We start from the raw sequence: 16,733 nt of genomic DNA, 5'->3' as shown, positions 1-16,733 counted from the left end.
GGGGGGCCCCCCCCCCAAAACCCCGGCGCAACGGCACCACCCCGCCCCTGTCCGCCCCACCCCGTACGCTTCGCTCCGTGCTCACCCGCCCCGCCCAGCTCAACGATCTGCTCGGCATCCCCTTCACCTCCGAGCAGCTCGCGTGCATCACCGCGCCCCCCGCCCCCCACGTCATCGTGGCCGGAGCGGGCTCGGGCAAGACCACGGTGATGGCCGCGCGCGTCGTCTGGCTGGTCGGTACCGGCACGGTCGCCCCCGAGCAGGTCCTCGGCCTCACCTTCACCAACAAGGCCGCCGCCGAGCTGGCCGAACGCGTCCGCCGCTCCCTCGTGCGGGCCGGGATCAGCGACCCCGACGCCCCGCCCGCTCCCGGCGCGGAGCCCCCCGGTGAGCCGCTGATCTCCACGTACCACTCCTTCGCGGGCCGCCTCCTCGACGACCACGGCCTCCGCCTCGGCCTGGAACCGGGCTCGCGGCTCCTCGCCGACGCGAGCCGCTTCCAGCTCGCCGCCCGCGTCCTGCGCGAGGCCCCGGGCCCGTACCCGGCGCTCACCCGCGCCTTCTCCGACCTCGTGAGCGACCTCCTCGCGCTCGACTCCGAGCTGTCCGAGCACCTCGTCGACCCGGCGGACCTCAGCCGGTACGACGAGGACCTGCTCCGCACCCTCGCCGAAACCAGGCTCAGCAACGACCAGCTCCGCAAGGTCCCCGAGGCCGCCGCCGCCCGCCTCGCCCTCACCGAGCTGACCGGCCGCTACCGCGCCGCGAAGCGCTCCCGCGACCTCCTCGACTTCGGCGACCAGCTCGCCCTCTCCGCCCGCCTGGCCCGCGAGCACCCCGAGGTCGGCGAGGCGCTCCGCGACCAGTACCGCGTCGTCCTGCTCGACGAGTACCAGGACACCTCCGTCGCCCAGCGCGTCCTGCTCTCCGCCCTCTTCGGCGGCGGCACGGGCCACCCCGTGACGGCCGTCGGCGACCCCTGCCAGGCCATCTACGGCTGGCGCGGCGCCTCCGTCGCCAACCTCGACGACTTCCCCCGCCACTTCCCGCACCCGGACGGCACCCCCGCCCGCCGCCAGTCCCTCAGCGAGAACCGCCGCTCCGGCGGCCGCCTCCTCGCCCTCGCCAACGACCTCGCGGCCCCGCTCCGCGCCCTCCACGACGGCGTCGAGGCCCTGCACGCGCCCGCCGGGAAGACGGCGGACGGCTTCGTGCGCTGCGCCCTGCTCTCCACGCACGCCGAGGAGATCGACTGGCTCGCGGACGGCATCGCCCACTACGTCGGCACCGGCACGAGCCCCGGCGAGATCGCCGTCCTGTGCCGCACGGCGGGCGACTTCGCCCGTATCCAGGCCGCGCTGGTCGCCCGTGGGATACCCGTCGAGGTCGTCGGTCTCAGCGGGCTCCTCCACCTCCCCGAGATCGCCGACCTGCGCGCGGTGTGCGAAGTCCTCCAGGACCCGGGCGCGAACGCCTCGCTCGTCCGGCTCCTCACCGGACCGCGCTGGCGCGTCGGTGCCCGCGACCTCGCCCTCCTCGGCCGCCGCGCCCGCCTCCTCGCCGGGGGCCGCACCGGCGAGGACGACCCGGACCGCAGGCTCGCCGCCGCCGTCGAGGGCGTCGACCCGGCCGAGATCGTCTCGCTCGCGGACGCCGTCGACACCTTCGTCGAAGGCGGCCCCGACGCCGAGGACGGACTGCCCTTCTCCGCCGAGGCCCGCGCCCGCTTCGCCCGCCTCGGGCGCGAACTGCGCGAACTGCGCCGCGCCCTCGCCGACCCGCTCATGGACGTCCTGCACCGCGTCCTCGCCGTCACCGGGCTCGACGTCGAACTCTCCGCCTCGCCGAGCGCCCTCGCCGCCCGCCGCCGCGAGACGCTCGGTCAGTTCCTCGACATCGCCGCCTCCTTCGCCGCGACCGAGCCGGCCGCCTCGCTCCTCGCCTTCCTCGGCTACCTGCGCACCGCCGAGCGGTACGAGAAGGGCCTCGACACCGCCCTCCCCGGCGGCGAGAACACCGTCAAGGTCCTCACCGCCCACAAGGCCAAGGGCCTGGAGTGGGACATCGTCGCCGTCCCCGGGCTCGTCCGGGCCCAGTTCCCGAGCGACCGGGGCCGCGAGAAGTTCACGGCCCGCGCGAGCGTCCTGCCGCACGCGCTGCGCGGCGACGCCGCGACCCTCCCCGACGTGCCCGCCTGGACGGCGAAGGGCATGAAGGCGTTCCAGGACGGTATGCGCGCGCACCAGGCGACGGAGGAACTGCGCCTCGGCTACGTGACCTTCACGCGCCCCCGCTCGATCCTCCTCGGCTCGGGCCACTGGTGGGGCCCCGAGCAGAAGCGCCCGCGCGGACCCTCCGCCTTCCTCACCGCGCTCCACGACCACTGCGTACGCGGCCACGGCGAGATCGAGCACTGGGCCGAGGAGCCCGGCCCCGAGGACGAGAACCCCGCCCTGCGGCGGACCGACCCCCTCCCGTGGCCCCTCCCGCTCGACCCCGAGGCCCACACCCGCCGCCGCGAGGCCGCCGCCCGCGTGGAACACCACCTCGCGGTGCTCCAGTCCCGGCCGGGAACGGCCACGGCCGAGGAGCCGCCGGAGGACCCGTACGATCCGGAGTGGCCACCGGAACCGGAGGAAGAGCCGGAGCCGGAGCCGGGGGAGGGGCCGGTCGCGGGGGAGGGGCAGGAGCCCGGGCAGGGGACAACCGACCCGTACGAGGAGGACGCGGACCCGTACGGGAGCGGCCCGGACCCGTACGACCAGGGCACCCCCGCACGTCCCGGCGAGGGTGAGGCCGTCCCCCGCGTCCCCGCCCCGGCCCCCCACGGCGACGGCCTCACTCCCGAGGAGTCCCGGCTGCTCGGCTCCTGGGACCGTGACCTCGACGCGCTCGAAGGCGAGTTGCGCCGCGCCGCCGCCTCCGTGCGCGAGGTGCCGCTGCCGCCCTCGCTCACCGCGACGCAGGTCCTCCGCCTCGCCGAGGACCCCGACGGGCTCGCCCGCGACCTCGCGCGCCCGCTGCCCCAGGCGCCGAAACCGGCCGCCCGCAGGGGCGCCCGCTTCCACGCCTGGCTGGAGCGCCGCCTCACCGCCGGGCACGAGCAGCCGCACCTCCCGCTCGCCGACGAGGGCGCGACCGAGCCCCGCGAGGACGCCGAGATCAGCGACGACCTCGACCTCGAAGAGCTGAAGGAGGCATTCGAGCGCACCGCCTACGCGCACCGCCCCGCGCACCGCGTCGAGGTCCCCTTCCAGCTCAGCCTCGCCGGGCGCGTCGTGCGCGGCCGCATCGACGCCGTCTACGCGAGCGAGGAGGACGGGCGGCGGCGCTACGAGATCGTCGACTGGAAGACGGGACGCGACCAGGCCCGCGCCGACCCCCTCCAGCTCGCCGTCTACCGCCTCGCCTGGGCCGAGCGCCACGGCATCGACCCCGAGGAGATCGCCGCGACCTTCGTCTTCGTGCGCACCGGCGAGGCGGTACGGCCGGGAAGGCTCCCCGGACGCGCGGAGCTGGAACGCCTCTTCGCCGAGGACGACGCGGCGGGTGGCGGACCCGCTCCCGCACCCCCGGGGCCCCGTGCCGCTCACCCGTCAGGCGGATAGGGTCGGGAGCATGAGCACCACCCCCACCAGGGCCGACGACGCGGTCGGCGCCGTCCGCGAGCACGTCACCGCGCACCGCGCCGCCTTCCTCGACGACCTCGCCGCCTGGCTGCGCATCCCCTCCGTGTCCGCGCAGCCCGAACACGCCGCCGACGTCCGCCGCAGCGCCGAGTGGCTCGCCGGCCGGCTGCGCGCCACCGGCTTCCCGACCGTCGAGATCTGGGACACCCCCGGCGCCCCCGCCGTCTTCGCCCACTGGCCCGCCGACGAGCCCGACGCGCCCACCGTCCTCGTCTACGGGCACCACGACGTCCAGCCCGCGACGCGCGCCGACGGCTGGCACTCCGAGCCCTTCGTCCCCGAGATCCGCGAAGGCCGCCTCTACGCGCGCGGCGCGGCCGACGACAAGGGCCAGGTCTTCTTCCACACCCTCGGCCTGCGCGCCCACCTCGCCGCGACGGGGCGCACGAGCCCCGCCGTGCATCTCAAGTTCCTCGTCGAGGGCGAGGAGGAATCGGGCTCCCCGCACTTCCGCGCCCTCGTCGAGGAACGCGCGGACCGCCTCACCGCCGACGCCGTGCTCGTCTCGGACACCGGCATGTGGAACGAGGAGACCCCCACCGTCTGCACCGGGATGCGCGGCCTCGTGGACGGGGAACTCGTGCTGCACGGCCCCGACCAGGACATCCACTCCGGCTCCTTCGGCGGCGCCGTCCCGAACCCGGCGACCGTCCTCGCCCGCATCGTCGCCGCGCTCCACGACGAGGACGGCCGCGTCGCCGTCCCCGGCTTCTACGAGGGCGTGGCGCCCCTCAGCGCGCGCGAGCGCGCCCTCTTCGCCGAGCTGCCCTTCGACGAGGACGCCTGGCTGCGCACCGCCTTCTCGCACGCCACCGCCGGTGAATCCGGTCACACCACCCTGGAACGGATCTGGGCCCGCCCGACCGCCGAGGTCAACGGCATCGGCGGCGGCTACCAGGGCGAGGGCAGCAAGACGGTCATCCCGTCCTCGGCCTTCGCGAAGCTCACCTTCCGGCTCGTCGACCGGCAGGACCCCGCCGCCGTCGAGAAGGCCGTACGCGCCTTCGTCGAGGCCCGCGTCCCGGCCGGAATCCGCGCCGAACTCACCTTCGGCGGCGCCACCCGGCCCTGCCTCACGCCCCTCGGCCACCCCGCGCTCGCGGCGGTCGTCGCAGCCATGGAGACGGCCTTCGAACAGCCCGTGCGCCTCACCCGTGAGGGCGGCTCGGGACCCGCCGCCGACCTCGCCGACGTCACCGGCGCCCCCGTGCTCTTCCTCGGCATCTCCGTCCCCTCGGACGGCTGGCACGCCCCCGACGAGAAGGTCGAACTCGACCTCCTCCTCAAGGGCGCCGAGGCGGCGGCGCACCTGTGGGCAGGACTCGCGTCCCGGTCGCGCGAGGCACACTGAAGAAGAGCAGCACGACCACCACCGACGACGCACCCTAGGGGGAGTGGGAAGCACCCGTGACCACCCGGAACGACCAGACCACTGAGCACGGCACCGAGCACGCCACCCCGTACGGCACCGCGCACGATCTCGCCGGGCGGCCCATCCCGCTCACCGCACCCCACGGCGTCGACCGTGCCGCGCACCACCGCCTCGACGAGGCGTGGCTCGCCGCCGCGTGGAGCCATCCCCGCACCCGGGTCTTCGTCGTCTCCGGCGGACAGGTCCTCATCGACGAGAACGAGGCGGGGGTGACCGAACTCGTGACGACCCCGAGCTTCGAGGCTCCGCTCACCGAGTCGCACCGCTACTTCCTCGGCACCGACGAGGACGGCGTGAGCTACTTCGCGCTCCAGAAGGACAGCCTCCCCGGGCCCATCGACCAGTCCGCGCGCGCCGCCGGGCTGCGCGAGGCCGGGATGCTCCTCTCGCCGCGCGAGGCCGGGCTCATGGTGCACGCCGTGGCGCTGGAGAACTGGCAGCGCATGCACCGCTTCTGCTCGCGCTGCGGCGCGCGCACCTCGATCGCCGCCGCCGGGCACATCCGCCGCTGCCCCGCGTGCGGCGCCGAGCACTACCCGCGCACCGACCCGGCCGTCATCATGCTCGTCACCGACGAGAAGGACCGCGCGCTCCTCGGCCGCCAGGTGCACTGGCCCGAGGGCCGCTTCTCGACCCTCGCGGGCTTCGTGGAACCGGGCGAGACGATAGAGGCCGCCGTGCGCCGCGAGGTCCACGAGGAGGCGGGCATCCCGATCGGGCACGTCGAGTACGTCGCGAGCCAGCCCTGGCCCTTCCCCTCCAGCCTCATGCTCGGCTTCATCGCGCAGGCGACGTCGGACGAGATCACCGTCGACGGCGAGGAGATCGAGGAGGCCCGCTGGTTCTCGCGCGAGGAACTGCGCGAGGCCATGGAGGCGGGCGAGGTCCTGCCGCCCTTCGGCGTCTCCATCGCGGCCAGGCTCATCGAGCTGTGGTACGGGAAGCCGCTGCCGAAGCCGGTCTGAGAGAGCGGTTTTCGGCCGCCGGGGCGGGGCGCCGCCCCGCGCGGGCTCGGGGCGTGGTCCGGGCGGGCGTGGGGTGCGGGCGTGGTCCGGGCGGGCGTCGGGACGGGCGGCGGCCCGGACAGGGCACGATCGCGGGCACGGGTCCCGGACACGGCGAAGGGCCCCGCTCGGATCTCTCCGGGCGGGGCCCTTCGCGGGTGCGGGTGGCCTCGCTCAGCCCTGGAGGGCCAGCTTGACCTGCGCGAGCGAGGGGTTGGTCATGACCGCCTCGGTGCCCGTCTCGGCCTTCACCAGGACGGTCGGGACCACCTGGTTGCCGTCGTTGACCTTCTCGACGAACTCGGCCGAGGCCGGGTCCTGCTCGATGTTGATCTCCTCGTAAGCGATGCCCTCGCGGTCCAGCTGGCTCTTCAGCCGGCGGCAGTAACCGCACCAGGTCGTGCTGTACATCGTCACAGTGCCCGGCATGTTCCTCGTACTCCTTCGCCCCTCTGCGGACCCGGGGGCCCGCCGCGACGCGTTCTCCGTACGTCGCGCACTTGCAGAACGTAAGCCACCGGCCGACCATTCCCGCAGCCGAGGGTGCGCGGACGGCCCGGGCCCGTGGCAAGGCCGCTCCGGCCGCGTACCCGCCCGGCGATTCATGTGGTCGTACGACCGCGAGCGCCCCCTGTGGACAAGCCTCGCCGCCCGCCACCGCCGACCTGAGAGCATGGCGGAGTGACAGCAGCACCGCAGGACTCCCTCTTCCCACCGGTACCGGGATCCGCCGACGCCGTGCTCCACGGACTCGACCCGGAGCAGCGCGAGGTGGCCCTCGCCCTCACCGGGCCCGTCTGCGTCCTCGCGGGCGCCGGTACGGGCAAGACGCGCGCCCTGACCCACCGCATCGCCTACGGCGTCCGCACCGGGCGCTACAAGCCGGGCACCGTGCTCGCCGTCACCTTCACCCAGCGCGCCGCCGGGGAGATGCGCGGCCGCCTGCGCGAACTCGGCGCGCACGGCGTCCAGGCTCGTACCTTCCACTCCGCCGCCCTGCGCCAGCTCCAGTTCTTCTGGCCGAAAGTCGTCCAGGCCGACCCGCCCCGCCTCGTCGAGCGCAAGATCCCGCTCATCGCGCAGGCCGCGGAGGCGTGCGGCCTGCGTCTGGAGCGCACCGAGCTGCGGGACCTCACCGGCGACATCGAGTGGGCCAAGGCCACCCAGACCGTCCCCGAGGACTTCGCCGAGGCCGCCGCCGCCGCGGGCCGCACGACGAGCCGCGAGGCCCTGGAGACCGCCCGCGTCTACGCCCAGTACGAGACGCTGAAGCGCGCGAGCGGCCGCATCGACTTCGAGGACGTCCTGCTCCTCACCATCGCGATCCTCCAGGACCGCGAGGACATCGCGCAGCAGGTCCGCTCCCAGTACCGCCACTTCACCGTCGACGAGTACCAGGACGTCAGCCCGCTCCAGCAGCGCCTGCTCGACCTGTGGCTCGGCGAGCGCGACGACGTGTGCGTCGTCGGCGACGCGAGCCAGACGATCTACTCCTTCACCGGCGCGACCCCCGAGCACCTCCTCGGCTTCCCCGCCCGCCACCCCGGGGCCACCGTCGTCCGCCTCGTCCGCGACTACCGCTCCACCCCGCAGATCGTCCACCTCGCCAACAACCTCCTCTCGCACGCCACCGGACCGGCCGCCCGCCAGCGCCTCGAACTCGTCGCCCAGCGCCCCCCGGGCCCCGTGCCCGAGTCCACCGAGTACGCCGACGAGGTCGCCGAGGCCGAGGACGTCGCCCACCGCATCCGCGCCCTCGTCGCCGAGGGCGTCCCCGCCGCGCACATCGCCGTCCTCTTCCGCACGAACGGCCAGAGCAACCTCTACGAACAGGCACTCGGCGACGCCGGCGTCCCCTACCGGCTGCGCGGCGCCGAGGCGTTCTTCGACCGGCCCGAGATCCGCTCCGCCGTCAGCGCGGTCCGCGCGGCGGCGCACAGCGGCGCCAACGACACCGCACTCGACCTCCATGCCCCCCTGCCCGAGCAACTGCGCCGCGTCCTCGCCTCCCACCGCCTGTGGACCGCGCAGCCCCCCGCCGGCTCGGGGGCCGTCCGCGAACGCTGGGAATCCCTCGCCGCGCTCGTCCGCCTCGCCGAGGAACTCGCCCGCGCCCGCCCCGGCGCCGCGCTCACCGACCTCGCCGCCGAACTCGCGGACCGCCAGGCCAACCAGCACGCCCCGACCGTCGACGGCGTCACCCTCGCCTCGCTCCACGCCGCCAAGGGCCTCGAATGGGACGCCGTCTTCCTCGTGGGCCTCGCCGAGGGGATGCTCCCCATCACCTACGCGCAGACCGAGGAACAGATCGAGGAGGAACGCAGGCTCTTCTACGTCGGCATCACCCGCGCCCGCAGCCGCCTCCACCTCTCCTGGTCCCTGTCCCGCACCCCCGGCGGCTGGGGAGGCCGCAAACCGAGCCGCTTCCTCGACGCCCTGCGCACCCCGGGCAGCGCCCGCCCCGCCTCCGACGCCCCCCGGCTGCGCACCGGCCGCGCCCCGGCCACGGGCGCCGAGCGCCCCGCCCACGACCGGGGCACCGGGGAACGGCCCGTGCCGCGCCGACGGGCCCCTGCGCGCTGCCGGGTCTGCGGCCGGACCCTCACCGAGGCCGGTGAGATGAAGCTGATGCGCTGCGAGACGTGCCCCTCCGACATGGACGAGGGCGTCTACCAGAGGCTCCGCGACTGGCGCGGCGCGCGCGCCCAGGACCTCGGCCAGCCCGACTTCTGCCTCTTCACGGACAAGACCCTCGTCGCCATCGCCGAGGCCGTCCCGGAGACCGAGGCCGAGCTCTCCCGCATCCCCGGGGTCGGCGCGCGGAAGTTCCGCCGCTTCGGCTCCGAAGTACTCGCGATTTGCGCAGGTCAGGAGTGCGCCCCCGGCGTGAAGGCGGACTGAGGCGAACTCGTCGGAAAAATAGTTTGCGCCCGGCCCGACAATCCCCATAGGTTCTTAGGCACGGGAACGGACAGGCTCTCCGAAGCCCCCGCCCCGTGCTGGGCAAAGCCCTTCGGGGCCGCGCCCTCCGCCGTACCTGAATATTTCCATCGGACCACCGAGCACCACCGGTCCCCCGAGACGCCGAGAGGAGGCGATTGCAGTGAGCAGCTTCAACACGATCACGAAACTGACCGCGTCGACGGTCGTCGCCTCCCGTTCCCTCAGCATCTCGGACCTGGGCACCGGACTGTCCGGTATCTCCGGTCTCTCGGCGTTCCCCTTCCCCGGCCTGTCCTTCGGGCGTCCCGAGGAGAAGAAGAACGACGAGCGACCGACCCAGGCACCGGCAGCAGTAGTGACGGAACAGGCGCACGCCTATCCGATCGCGGCAGCCGGTGCCGGAAACCCGATGACGCAGCACCACACGATGTGGGCCTTCCGTGGGCTCGAACCCTGGAGCGATCCCGTCTGACCACGTCAGACAGGCGCCTTCAGGGCCGCGGACCCCACTCGGGACCGCGGCCCTTTTGTTTTGCCCTCTTTCTCAAGAGAGGGCGGGACGGAAGGCGCCCGGGCAGCAGGAATCGGTACCCGACACCACCGGCCCACGAGGCCGGACCGACAGACGAGGAAGCAGAACCCGTGCAGACGACCGAGACGCACGTCCCGTCAGTACCGCCGTCACCCACCAGCCAGCCGCCCGGCCCTCCGGAGGACCACACCGTGACCCCCCTCACCCCGCTCACCGCCCTCGACGCCGCGATCGAGGGTCTCGACACCCCCGTTCCCTGCCGCGCCTACGACCCCGAGGTCTTCTTCGCCGAGTCCCCGGCCGACGTGGAGTACGCCAAGTCGCTCTGCCGCACCTGCCCGCTCGTCGAGGCATGCCTCGCCGGTGCCAAGGAGCGCCGCGAGCCGTGGGGCGTCTGGGGTGGCGAGCTGTTCGTCCAAGGCGTCGTCGTGGCCCGCAAGCGGCCCCGCGGCCGCCCGCGCAAGAACCCGGTCGTCGCATGAACATCACCGGAACCATCGATCGCCCCACCACGCACAACCCGCAGAAGCAGGACCCGATGAACCCGACCCCCGCGCAGCCCGCAGGGCTCGCCCTCAGCGAAGCAGCCCGTACCGGCCACCTGGCCGGCACCGAGAACAGGACCCGAGAGATGCAACTCATCCCAGAAGCGCTGGCCCGCGCGCATATGGACGAGCGCATGCGAGAGGCGGAGCGCCAACGCCCCTCCGCCCGCCTGCGCAACGCCCGCCGCCTCCAGCGCCACGCAGAACGCGCCACCCTGCGCGCCCGCCGCGCCCTGGCACTGGCGGTCATGCAGTAAGCCACGCGGCACGCCCCGAAGCGGTAGCCGCCGGGGCGGGACCGGACGGGACAAGCAGGACGGCGCGGGACCGGACGATCGGCACGGGGGGCCGGTCGGCACGGACGTGGCACGGCCCGGTCGGCACGGGTGTGGCGCGGCCCGGTTCGTGGCGCGGCCCGCTGCGGCCGGGCCGTCGCGTGGAGCGCCGCGGCCGGGTCGCGGCACGGACCGCTGCGGCGGTCCGTGGCGTGGCGGGACCGCTGCGGTACCGGGTCGTGGCCCCGACCCCCGACCCTTGGCGCCGCCGCCTGCGGTGACACCTCGCCGTGAACACCTCGCCGTGGCTTACCGGCCCGGTCGCCCCTCTCCCCGAGGAGTGGCCGGGCCGGACGTGTCGGGTCCTCCGCTACTCAGTGCCGTCCTCCTCCACCCAGAAGCCGGGCAGTTCGCCCTCCGGGCAGTCCGCGGCGAAGCCGGGCAGCCAGTTCTCCAACTCCTCGCGCAACCGCACCCGCGCCCCGAGCTGGCACAACACACCGATCGTGCTGAGCGTCACGCGATGGATCAGCAGGTAGGCGGGCGGCAGATTGAGCTTCCGGCCCAAGTGGTGGGCGGGGGAGCGGGGATCGGCGATCCTCGCGGCCTGCCCACGCAACCACTCCCGCGTGAAGGGGAACTCGTCCACAGCGGCGGGCTCGATCATCGGCCGCAGGAACTCCAGCACCGCCCGCTCGTCCACCTCGATCTTCTCCCGGATGAAGCCCTCCGCCCGCAGCGAGGCGTGCACCTCCTCGGCGTCGCCGCTGAGACCGAGGCGCAGGGATCGCCCGATGATCGGGGGCAGCCCGCCCGGAAGGCGATCGACGGTTCCGAAGTCGAGCACCGCCAGCCGCCAGCCCTCCGCATCCTCGTCCCGGCCGTCGGGGAGCAGCCGGAAGTTCCCCGGGTGCGGGTCCGCGTGCAGCAGCCCGGTCCTGGCCGGACCGCAGAAGAGGAAGTGCGCGAGCAACTGCCCGGCACGGTCCCGCTGCTCCGGCGTCCCGGAGGCGATCACCTCGGCGAGCGGCACCCCCTCCACCCACTCCGTCACCAGCACTTCCGGTCCCTGGTGCACGACCGGGGGCACGAACACGTCGGGATCGTCCGCGAACTCCTCCGCGTGCGCCTGCTGCGACGCCGCCTCCAGCCCGTAGTCCAGCTCCTCGGCCACCCGCGCGCGCAACTCGGCGACCAGCGGCTTGATGTCGATACCGGGCACCACGGGCCCCAGCACCCGCGCCACCCTCCCGAGCTGGTCGAGATCCCCCAGCAACGCCCGCCCGGCTCCCGGGTACTGCACCTTCACCGCGACGGCCCGCCCGTCGTGCCACACGGCCCGGTGCACCTGCCCGATCGACGCGGCGGCGGCCGGCTCCTCGTCGAAGGACCGGAAGAGCTTCCGCCAGTCCTCGCCGAGCCGTTCCGCGAGCAAGCCCCGCACCGTCGCCACCGGCATCGGCGGTGCCGCCTCCTGAAGCCGGGTCAACGCCGCCCGGTAGGGGCCCGCCAAGTCCTCGGGCAGCGCCGACTCGAACACCGAGAGCGCCTGCCCGAACTTCATGGCCCCGCCCTTGAGCTCCCCCAGCACCTTGAACAACTGCTCAGCCGTCCGCTGCTGCACCTCCCGCCCGACCAGCTCGGCCGAAGCACCCCCGATCCTCCGCCCGAGCCCCCACGTGGCCCGTCCCGCGAACCCGAGCGGCAGCGTCGCCAGCTTCGCCGTCCGCGTCACCGCCTTCCGAGGAAGCTCCGACATACGCCCTCCCGCTCCAGCCCACCCATGCCACACCGCACGGCGCCGACCCCCATTGTCCCCCGCCACCCCCGAACCGCCCCCGAGCACAACCCGGTTACGAGAAGCACGACCCCCTGGCGGCGAAGGCCCCGCCGGTCATGCCCGGTCGAACCCAGCATGCCGAGCGCTGAATCACACGCACAACAGCCGCCCTGGACCAGCCCCCGGCCCGAACCCTCGGCCCCGCCGCCGGGCTGCTGGCCCCGCCCCCGAGCTGCCGACCCGGCAGCCGGGTTGCTGGCCCGACACCCGGGTTGCTGGCCCGGCACCCGGCTTGCTGGTTCTCGTCGGGCTGTTGGCCTTGTACCCGGACTGCCAGCCCTCTGCCGGTCTGTCCCGGCCTCCGTCCGGGCCACCGGTTCTCCGCCACGCTACTGATCCTGGACGGGCTGCCGGTTCTCTGCTGGGCCTCCCGTTGACCTTCCGGCTCCGCCGCCGGGCTCGCGGCGGCTCCCGACTGGGGCGGCGGGCCCGTCCCGAGACCTTGCGGCTTCCCTCTCTCGGGCTCGCGGCTCCCGACCTTGGCTTTGCCCGCTCCCGGCTTGTGGCCTCCAAGCGGGGCCGTGGCCCTGCGAGGCGGGACTGGCCGCTCTTGACCGACTATTCAAGTCCTTCGCCGGCCTCCCGGCCTCCCGGCCTCCCGGCCTCCCGGCCTCCCGGCCTCCCGGCCTCCCGGCCCGGGCTGTGGTTCGCCTCGGCCTTGCGGCTTCTGCCGCCGCACTGACCCCTCTCGGGCCGGGTTTCGCATCGGCGGCTCGCGGCGGGTTGTTGACGCAGATTTCGGCCCGCCCCTGGGAGCTTTCTCCCTGCGCTCCCGGTTTCGTACTCCGGGCTGGCGGCCTCCGAGCCAGCGTCTGCGTTCTCGATCAGGGCTTGCGGCCTCCGAACTCAAGCTTGCAGCTTCCGGGTGGGCGGCTGCGTGGCGGTCGTTGACTCAGATCCCGGTCCTCTGAGGGATTCGTCCTGTGGTCGCGGCTTCGCAGCCGCCAGCCCGGGCTGGCGGTCCCGGGCCGGAGCCTGCGGGTTTCGGTCCTGCTTGCGGCTTCCGCCCAGACCGCACGTGCAGCTTTCCACTCGGCCTTCCGGTTGTTGAGTTCAGGCTTGCGGCCCCCGACCCGGACGGCGGCCCCGCCCTGGGCTTGCGGAGACCAAGCCGGGGCCGACGGCCTGCGAACCCGGGCCAGCGCCCCGACTTGCGTTTCCGAGTTCTGCGCCGGACTTGCGGTGCTCCCGGTCTCGCGGCTTCCGGGCTCAAGGCATGCGGCTTCTGCCGCAGGGTTGGCGGTCCGGAGCCCGGGCTAACCGTCCTGACACCGGTTTCCGGGTTCCACCCCCGGGCTTGTCGGTCCCGCTCGCGGGCTGCGGCTTCCGACCGGGGTGGCGGCTCCCGCCCCGGTCTTGCGGCTCCCGATGTGAGCTTGGCCTCCGAACCCTGGCTTGCGGCCCCCCGCCCGGGCTCCCCCAGGCCCCAGGGCTTCCGCCCCCCCGCCTCCCGGGCTTCCCCAGGCTCCCTGGTCTCCGCCCCCGACTCCTCCCGCCCCGCTCGCTGGACGACGTTATTGGCCTCTGTCCGCGCGCGTGCCTCGGGATCGTGCGGTCATGTCTGGCGCGTGATCGATCCCAGTGCCCTCATCTCCGGGGTGCTTACCCGGGAGGCTCGGGTTTGCCCGGGTGCCGGGGCCGGTTGGTTTGGCTCCGGGAGGCGGGGTGTTGAGGGGGGCCAGTTGTCCGCCGTGCCGGCTCCGCAGGGGCAGTGGGGGTGGGTGGGCAGGTGGTGCCGGGTCCAGGCGAGGGTGGGGAGGCTGGTCTCCCAGCGCTCGCCGACCGTGGTGGGGAGGTGGCCGTCGAGGAGGCTCAGCGCATGGCTCGCGGTGAGGGCCGCGACGGTGGTCGCGAGGGACAGGTCGAGGGGCTCGACGCGGTGGGTACGGCCGGAGCGCCATTGCGCGAGGAGACGCGCGTGTCCCGCCTCGCGCTCGACACGGTGGCGTTCCAGGCAGCCCGCGCAGGCCGTACGGCCGGGGAGGACGAGAGGGCCGACGAGGCCGGTCGTCTCGACGACCCCCGCGTACAGGTGCGGGATGCCCGCCGCGATCAGGGGCTCGGCAAGCTGCGGGTCGGGGGCGTGCACCGACACGGCGTCGCGCGGGGCGAGGACGACGAGGTCGGGTGGCGGCGCCTCGCCGAGCCGACCGGCGGCGGGCTCGGGCCGCGAGCGGCGCCGGCCGCTCGGGGCCGACTCGCTCACGAGCCGCCGTGCCGCCTCCGCCCGCCGCGCGCCGACCGCGTTCGGCGGCAACCCTGCCGGGGACACGTCCGCCGGTTCCACCCGGCCCCCGTCCATCACCTCCACGGCACCGACGCCCGCCGCCGCGAGCAACGCGGCGATCGCCGCCCCGACCCGGCCCGCTCCCCGCACGAGGACCCGTGCACCGGTCCGACCCGCCAAAGCCTCCGCCGCGCCCGCCGGTCGCCGGTCGAGCAGCGCGAGCGAGGCGAGATCGGGGCGCAAGCGGTCCACCAGCTCGGCGTCCTGCCGCACCTCCCGCGCCGCCTCGCTCCCACCCGTCGCGTCCTCCAGCAGCCCGCTGCCCGCCAAAGTGTCCAGGAGCCGGTCCACATCGGCGGGAGAGAGCCCGTTCCGCGCGCCCTCCGCGTACAGGAGCGGTACCCCCCGCGTGCCGTCGAGCAGCCTCAGCAGGCTCGCCGAGCCCGGGTCGAGCGGCCCGAGGACCGAGGCGTGGGCGCGCGTCATCCCGAACTGCACCGTCCCCAGATCCCGCCAGGCGCGCCGCAAGGCGGGTTTGACCGTCGGATGCGTGAACGGGGGAGCGGGCGGCGCCTGGGGGCGTGCGTACGACGGCGCGGGCGGCCGTGCCACCACCGGGGGCGGCACCGTCGGCGCGGAGCGCGCCATCCCGGCCGACCGAAGTTCACCGGCCCCGGGCGCCGCCGCATCTCGCACCGCCGCCCCGCCCCGTACCGCTGCCCCGCTCCGAACCGCCGCTCCCGCGTGTACCCCCGCCCCGGCCGGTGCCGCCACTGCCGCCCGAGCCGCCGGGGCCGCGTCCCGCACGCTGCTCGCCTCCCGTCCTGCCGCGACGGGCGTCGCGACCGCCCGGTGGCGCCCCGAGCCCTGCCAGCCCAGACCGAGGCCCCGCCGCCGCGCGGTCTCCCCGCCGCCTCCCGCGCCGACCACGGGGCGCGCGCCCGCCCCCGTACCTGCCGCCGTCCTCGTACCCGTACCGGACATCGCCGCTTCCGCCACCGCACGCACCATCGCGCTCACACCTCTCTCGTCTGTCGTCTCTGTCTTTCGTCCCGAGTCGTGCGTCCCGAGTCGCGCCGGACCGGGCCGGGACAGAGCTGTCCCGTGCCGACCATCGGTGACGATTCACTCGCACTCCGTGACCGCTGAGACCATCCTGCGGGAAAGCGCAAATCCAAGGGCGGGAGTTATCCACAGACGGTGCCGTTCGTCGTATGAATGTTGGGATCGGGCGGGGGTGTGAGGGGTGGAGCGTGTAAGGGCGAGGTGGGGGCGGCGTCCGGAGGCGGGACGCGCGGTGCGCCGAGCGGGTAACGTTGAGGAATGTCCGCCGATCCCCTGAACCGGCCGAGCGACGGCGTCCGGCAGGCCGCCGGACAGTCGCGGCCCGCGCGCGGCGCCGTGGAGGTGCGCCGCAGCGCCCGCAGGCGCCGCACGGTCTCCGCGTACCGCGAGGGCGACCGCACCATCGTGCTCATCCCGGCACGGATGTCGGCCGCCGAGGAGCGGCGCTGGGTGACGAAGATGCTCGACCGTCTCGCCGCGCAGGAGAGCAAGCGGGTGCTCGGCGACAGCGAGCTGACGGAACGCGCCGCGCAGCTGTCGCGTCAGTACCTCGACGGGCGCGCCCGCCCCGACACGGTCCGCTGGGTCACCAACCAGAACACGCGCTGGGGTTCCTGCACGCCGGCCGAGGGCAGCATCCGCCTGTCGCACCGCCTCCAGGGGATGCCCGAGTACGTCATCGACTACGTCCTGCTCCACGAACTCGCCCACCTCCTCGTCCCGGGCCACGGCGCGCGCTTCTGGGCCCTGCTCGACGCCTATCCGCGCACGGAACGCGCGCGCGGCTTCCTGGAAGGCGTCGTCGCGGGCCGCAACCTCCCTCACGCCCTCCCGGAGACCCCGGCGGCCCCGGACACGACGGACTGAGCCGCTCGGCACGCGGTGCGGAGCCGACCGGAGCGAGCACGACGGGAGCCGACCGGGGAGGGGACGCGAGGAGCCGACCGGGGCGAGGACACGGGAGGCAGGCACGTGTGCGCCCGGTGCGCCGGCCGTCGCTTCGCGCCACCTCGTAGGGCTGCTCCCCACCGTCCCACCCGACGCACCTCGCCCGAGCGTTCCCGGCCCCGCCCCTGGACCCGGCCTCGCGCGCTCCCGCCCCCGGACCCACGCCCGAGCGCCCTCCGCCCGCGAACCCCGCCCGACCGCCCCCCCGGGTCCCCGCGCGCCGCCGGTACCGC

At 74.7% G+C, this 16,733-nt stretch carries 11 protein-coding genes; 8 read left to right on the top strand and 3 right to left on the bottom strand.

Annotation, left to right across the window (positions count from 1 at the left end; all coding sequences use genetic code 11):
- The first annotated feature begins 77 nt into the window (after positions 1–77).
- The 3 genes from IF99_RS0128170 to nudC are packed head-to-tail and all read left to right on the top strand — an operon-like array spanning position 78 to position 6,086.
- Positions 78–3,608, top strand: a complete 3,531-nt coding sequence (locus IF99_RS0128170; protein ID WP_031000831.1) for a UvrD-helicase domain-containing protein — start codon at positions 78–80, stop codon at positions 3,606–3,608.
- Between the two features lie 10 nt (positions 3,609–3,618).
- The gene (locus IF99_RS0128165; protein ID WP_031000829.1) at positions 3,619–5,040 is read left to right on the top strand and encodes a dipeptidase; all 1,422 of its coding nucleotides are present in this window, start codon (positions 3,619–3,621) and stop codon (positions 5,038–5,040) included.
- 56 nt (positions 5,041–5,096) lie between these two features.
- On the top strand, positions 5,097–6,086 hold the full coding sequence (gene nudC, locus IF99_RS0128160) for an NAD(+) diphosphatase (protein ID WP_031000827.1): 990 nt from the start codon (positions 5,097–5,099) through the stop codon (positions 6,084–6,086).
- A gap of 213 nt (positions 6,087–6,299) precedes the next feature.
- Here nudC and IF99_RS0128155 read toward each other — a convergent pair whose 3' ends face one another.
- Positions 6,300–6,554, bottom strand: a complete 255-nt coding sequence (locus tag IF99_RS0128155; protein ID WP_031000826.1) for a mycoredoxin — start codon at positions 6,552–6,554, stop codon at positions 6,300–6,302.
- Between the two features lie 252 nt (positions 6,555–6,806).
- Between IF99_RS0128155 and IF99_RS0128150 the strand changes: the two genes are divergently transcribed.
- The 4 genes from IF99_RS0128150 (at position 6,807) to IF99_RS0128135 (ending at position 10,402) form a co-directional block, all read left to right on the top strand.
- A complete protein-coding gene (locus IF99_RS0128150) occupies positions 6,807–9,026 on the top strand; it encodes an ATP-dependent DNA helicase UvrD2 (RefSeq protein WP_078655319.1) in 2,220 nt (739 codons plus the stop codon).
- 202 nt (positions 9,027–9,228) lie between these two features.
- Positions 9,229–9,540: a hypothetical protein gene (locus tag IF99_RS0128145; protein ID WP_031000822.1), complete on the top strand. Its 312-nt coding sequence runs from the start codon at positions 9,229–9,231 to the stop codon at positions 9,538–9,540.
- A gap of 170 nt (positions 9,541–9,710) precedes the next feature.
- Positions 9,711–10,082: a WhiB family transcriptional regulator gene (locus tag IF99_RS0128140; RefSeq protein ID WP_007822298.1), complete on the top strand. Its 372-nt coding sequence runs from the start codon at positions 9,711–9,713 to the stop codon at positions 10,080–10,082.
- A complete protein-coding gene (locus tag IF99_RS0128135; protein ID WP_031000820.1) occupies positions 10,079–10,402 on the top strand; it encodes a hypothetical protein in 324 nt (107 codons plus the stop codon). Before IF99_RS0128140 ends, IF99_RS0128135 begins: the two co-directional genes overlap by 4 nt.
- Positions 10,403–10,790: 388 nt before the next feature.
- Here IF99_RS0128135 and IF99_RS0128130 read toward each other — a convergent pair whose 3' ends face one another.
- Entirely contained in the window at positions 10,791–12,179 is a 1,389-nt protein-coding gene (locus IF99_RS0128130) for an ABC1 kinase family protein (protein WP_031000818.1), read from the bottom strand.
- A 1,636-nt stretch (positions 12,180–13,815) separates the two neighbouring features.
- Positions 13,816–15,015: a TOMM precursor leader peptide-binding protein gene (locus IF99_RS0128125; RefSeq protein ID WP_051703732.1), complete on the bottom strand. Its 1,200-nt coding sequence runs from the start codon at positions 15,013–15,015 to the stop codon at positions 13,816–13,818.
- A gap of 795 nt (positions 15,016–15,810) precedes the next feature.
- Between IF99_RS0128125 and IF99_RS0128120 the strand changes: the two genes are divergently transcribed.
- Positions 15,811–16,419 (top strand): M48 family metallopeptidase, encoded by a 609-nt coding sequence (locus tag IF99_RS0128120; RefSeq protein WP_031000814.1) that lies wholly within the window; start codon positions 15,811–15,813, stop codon positions 16,417–16,419.
- Positions 16,420–16,733 lie beyond the last annotated feature (314 nt).

This window comes from Streptomyces sp. NRRL F-5630, assembly GCF_000719475.1.
Classification (GTDB): domain Bacteria; phylum Actinomycetota; class Actinomycetes; order Streptomycetales; family Streptomycetaceae; genus Streptomyces.
Note: the sequence above shows the minus strand (reverse complement) of the source record. Positions and strands in the feature narration are given on the sequence as shown.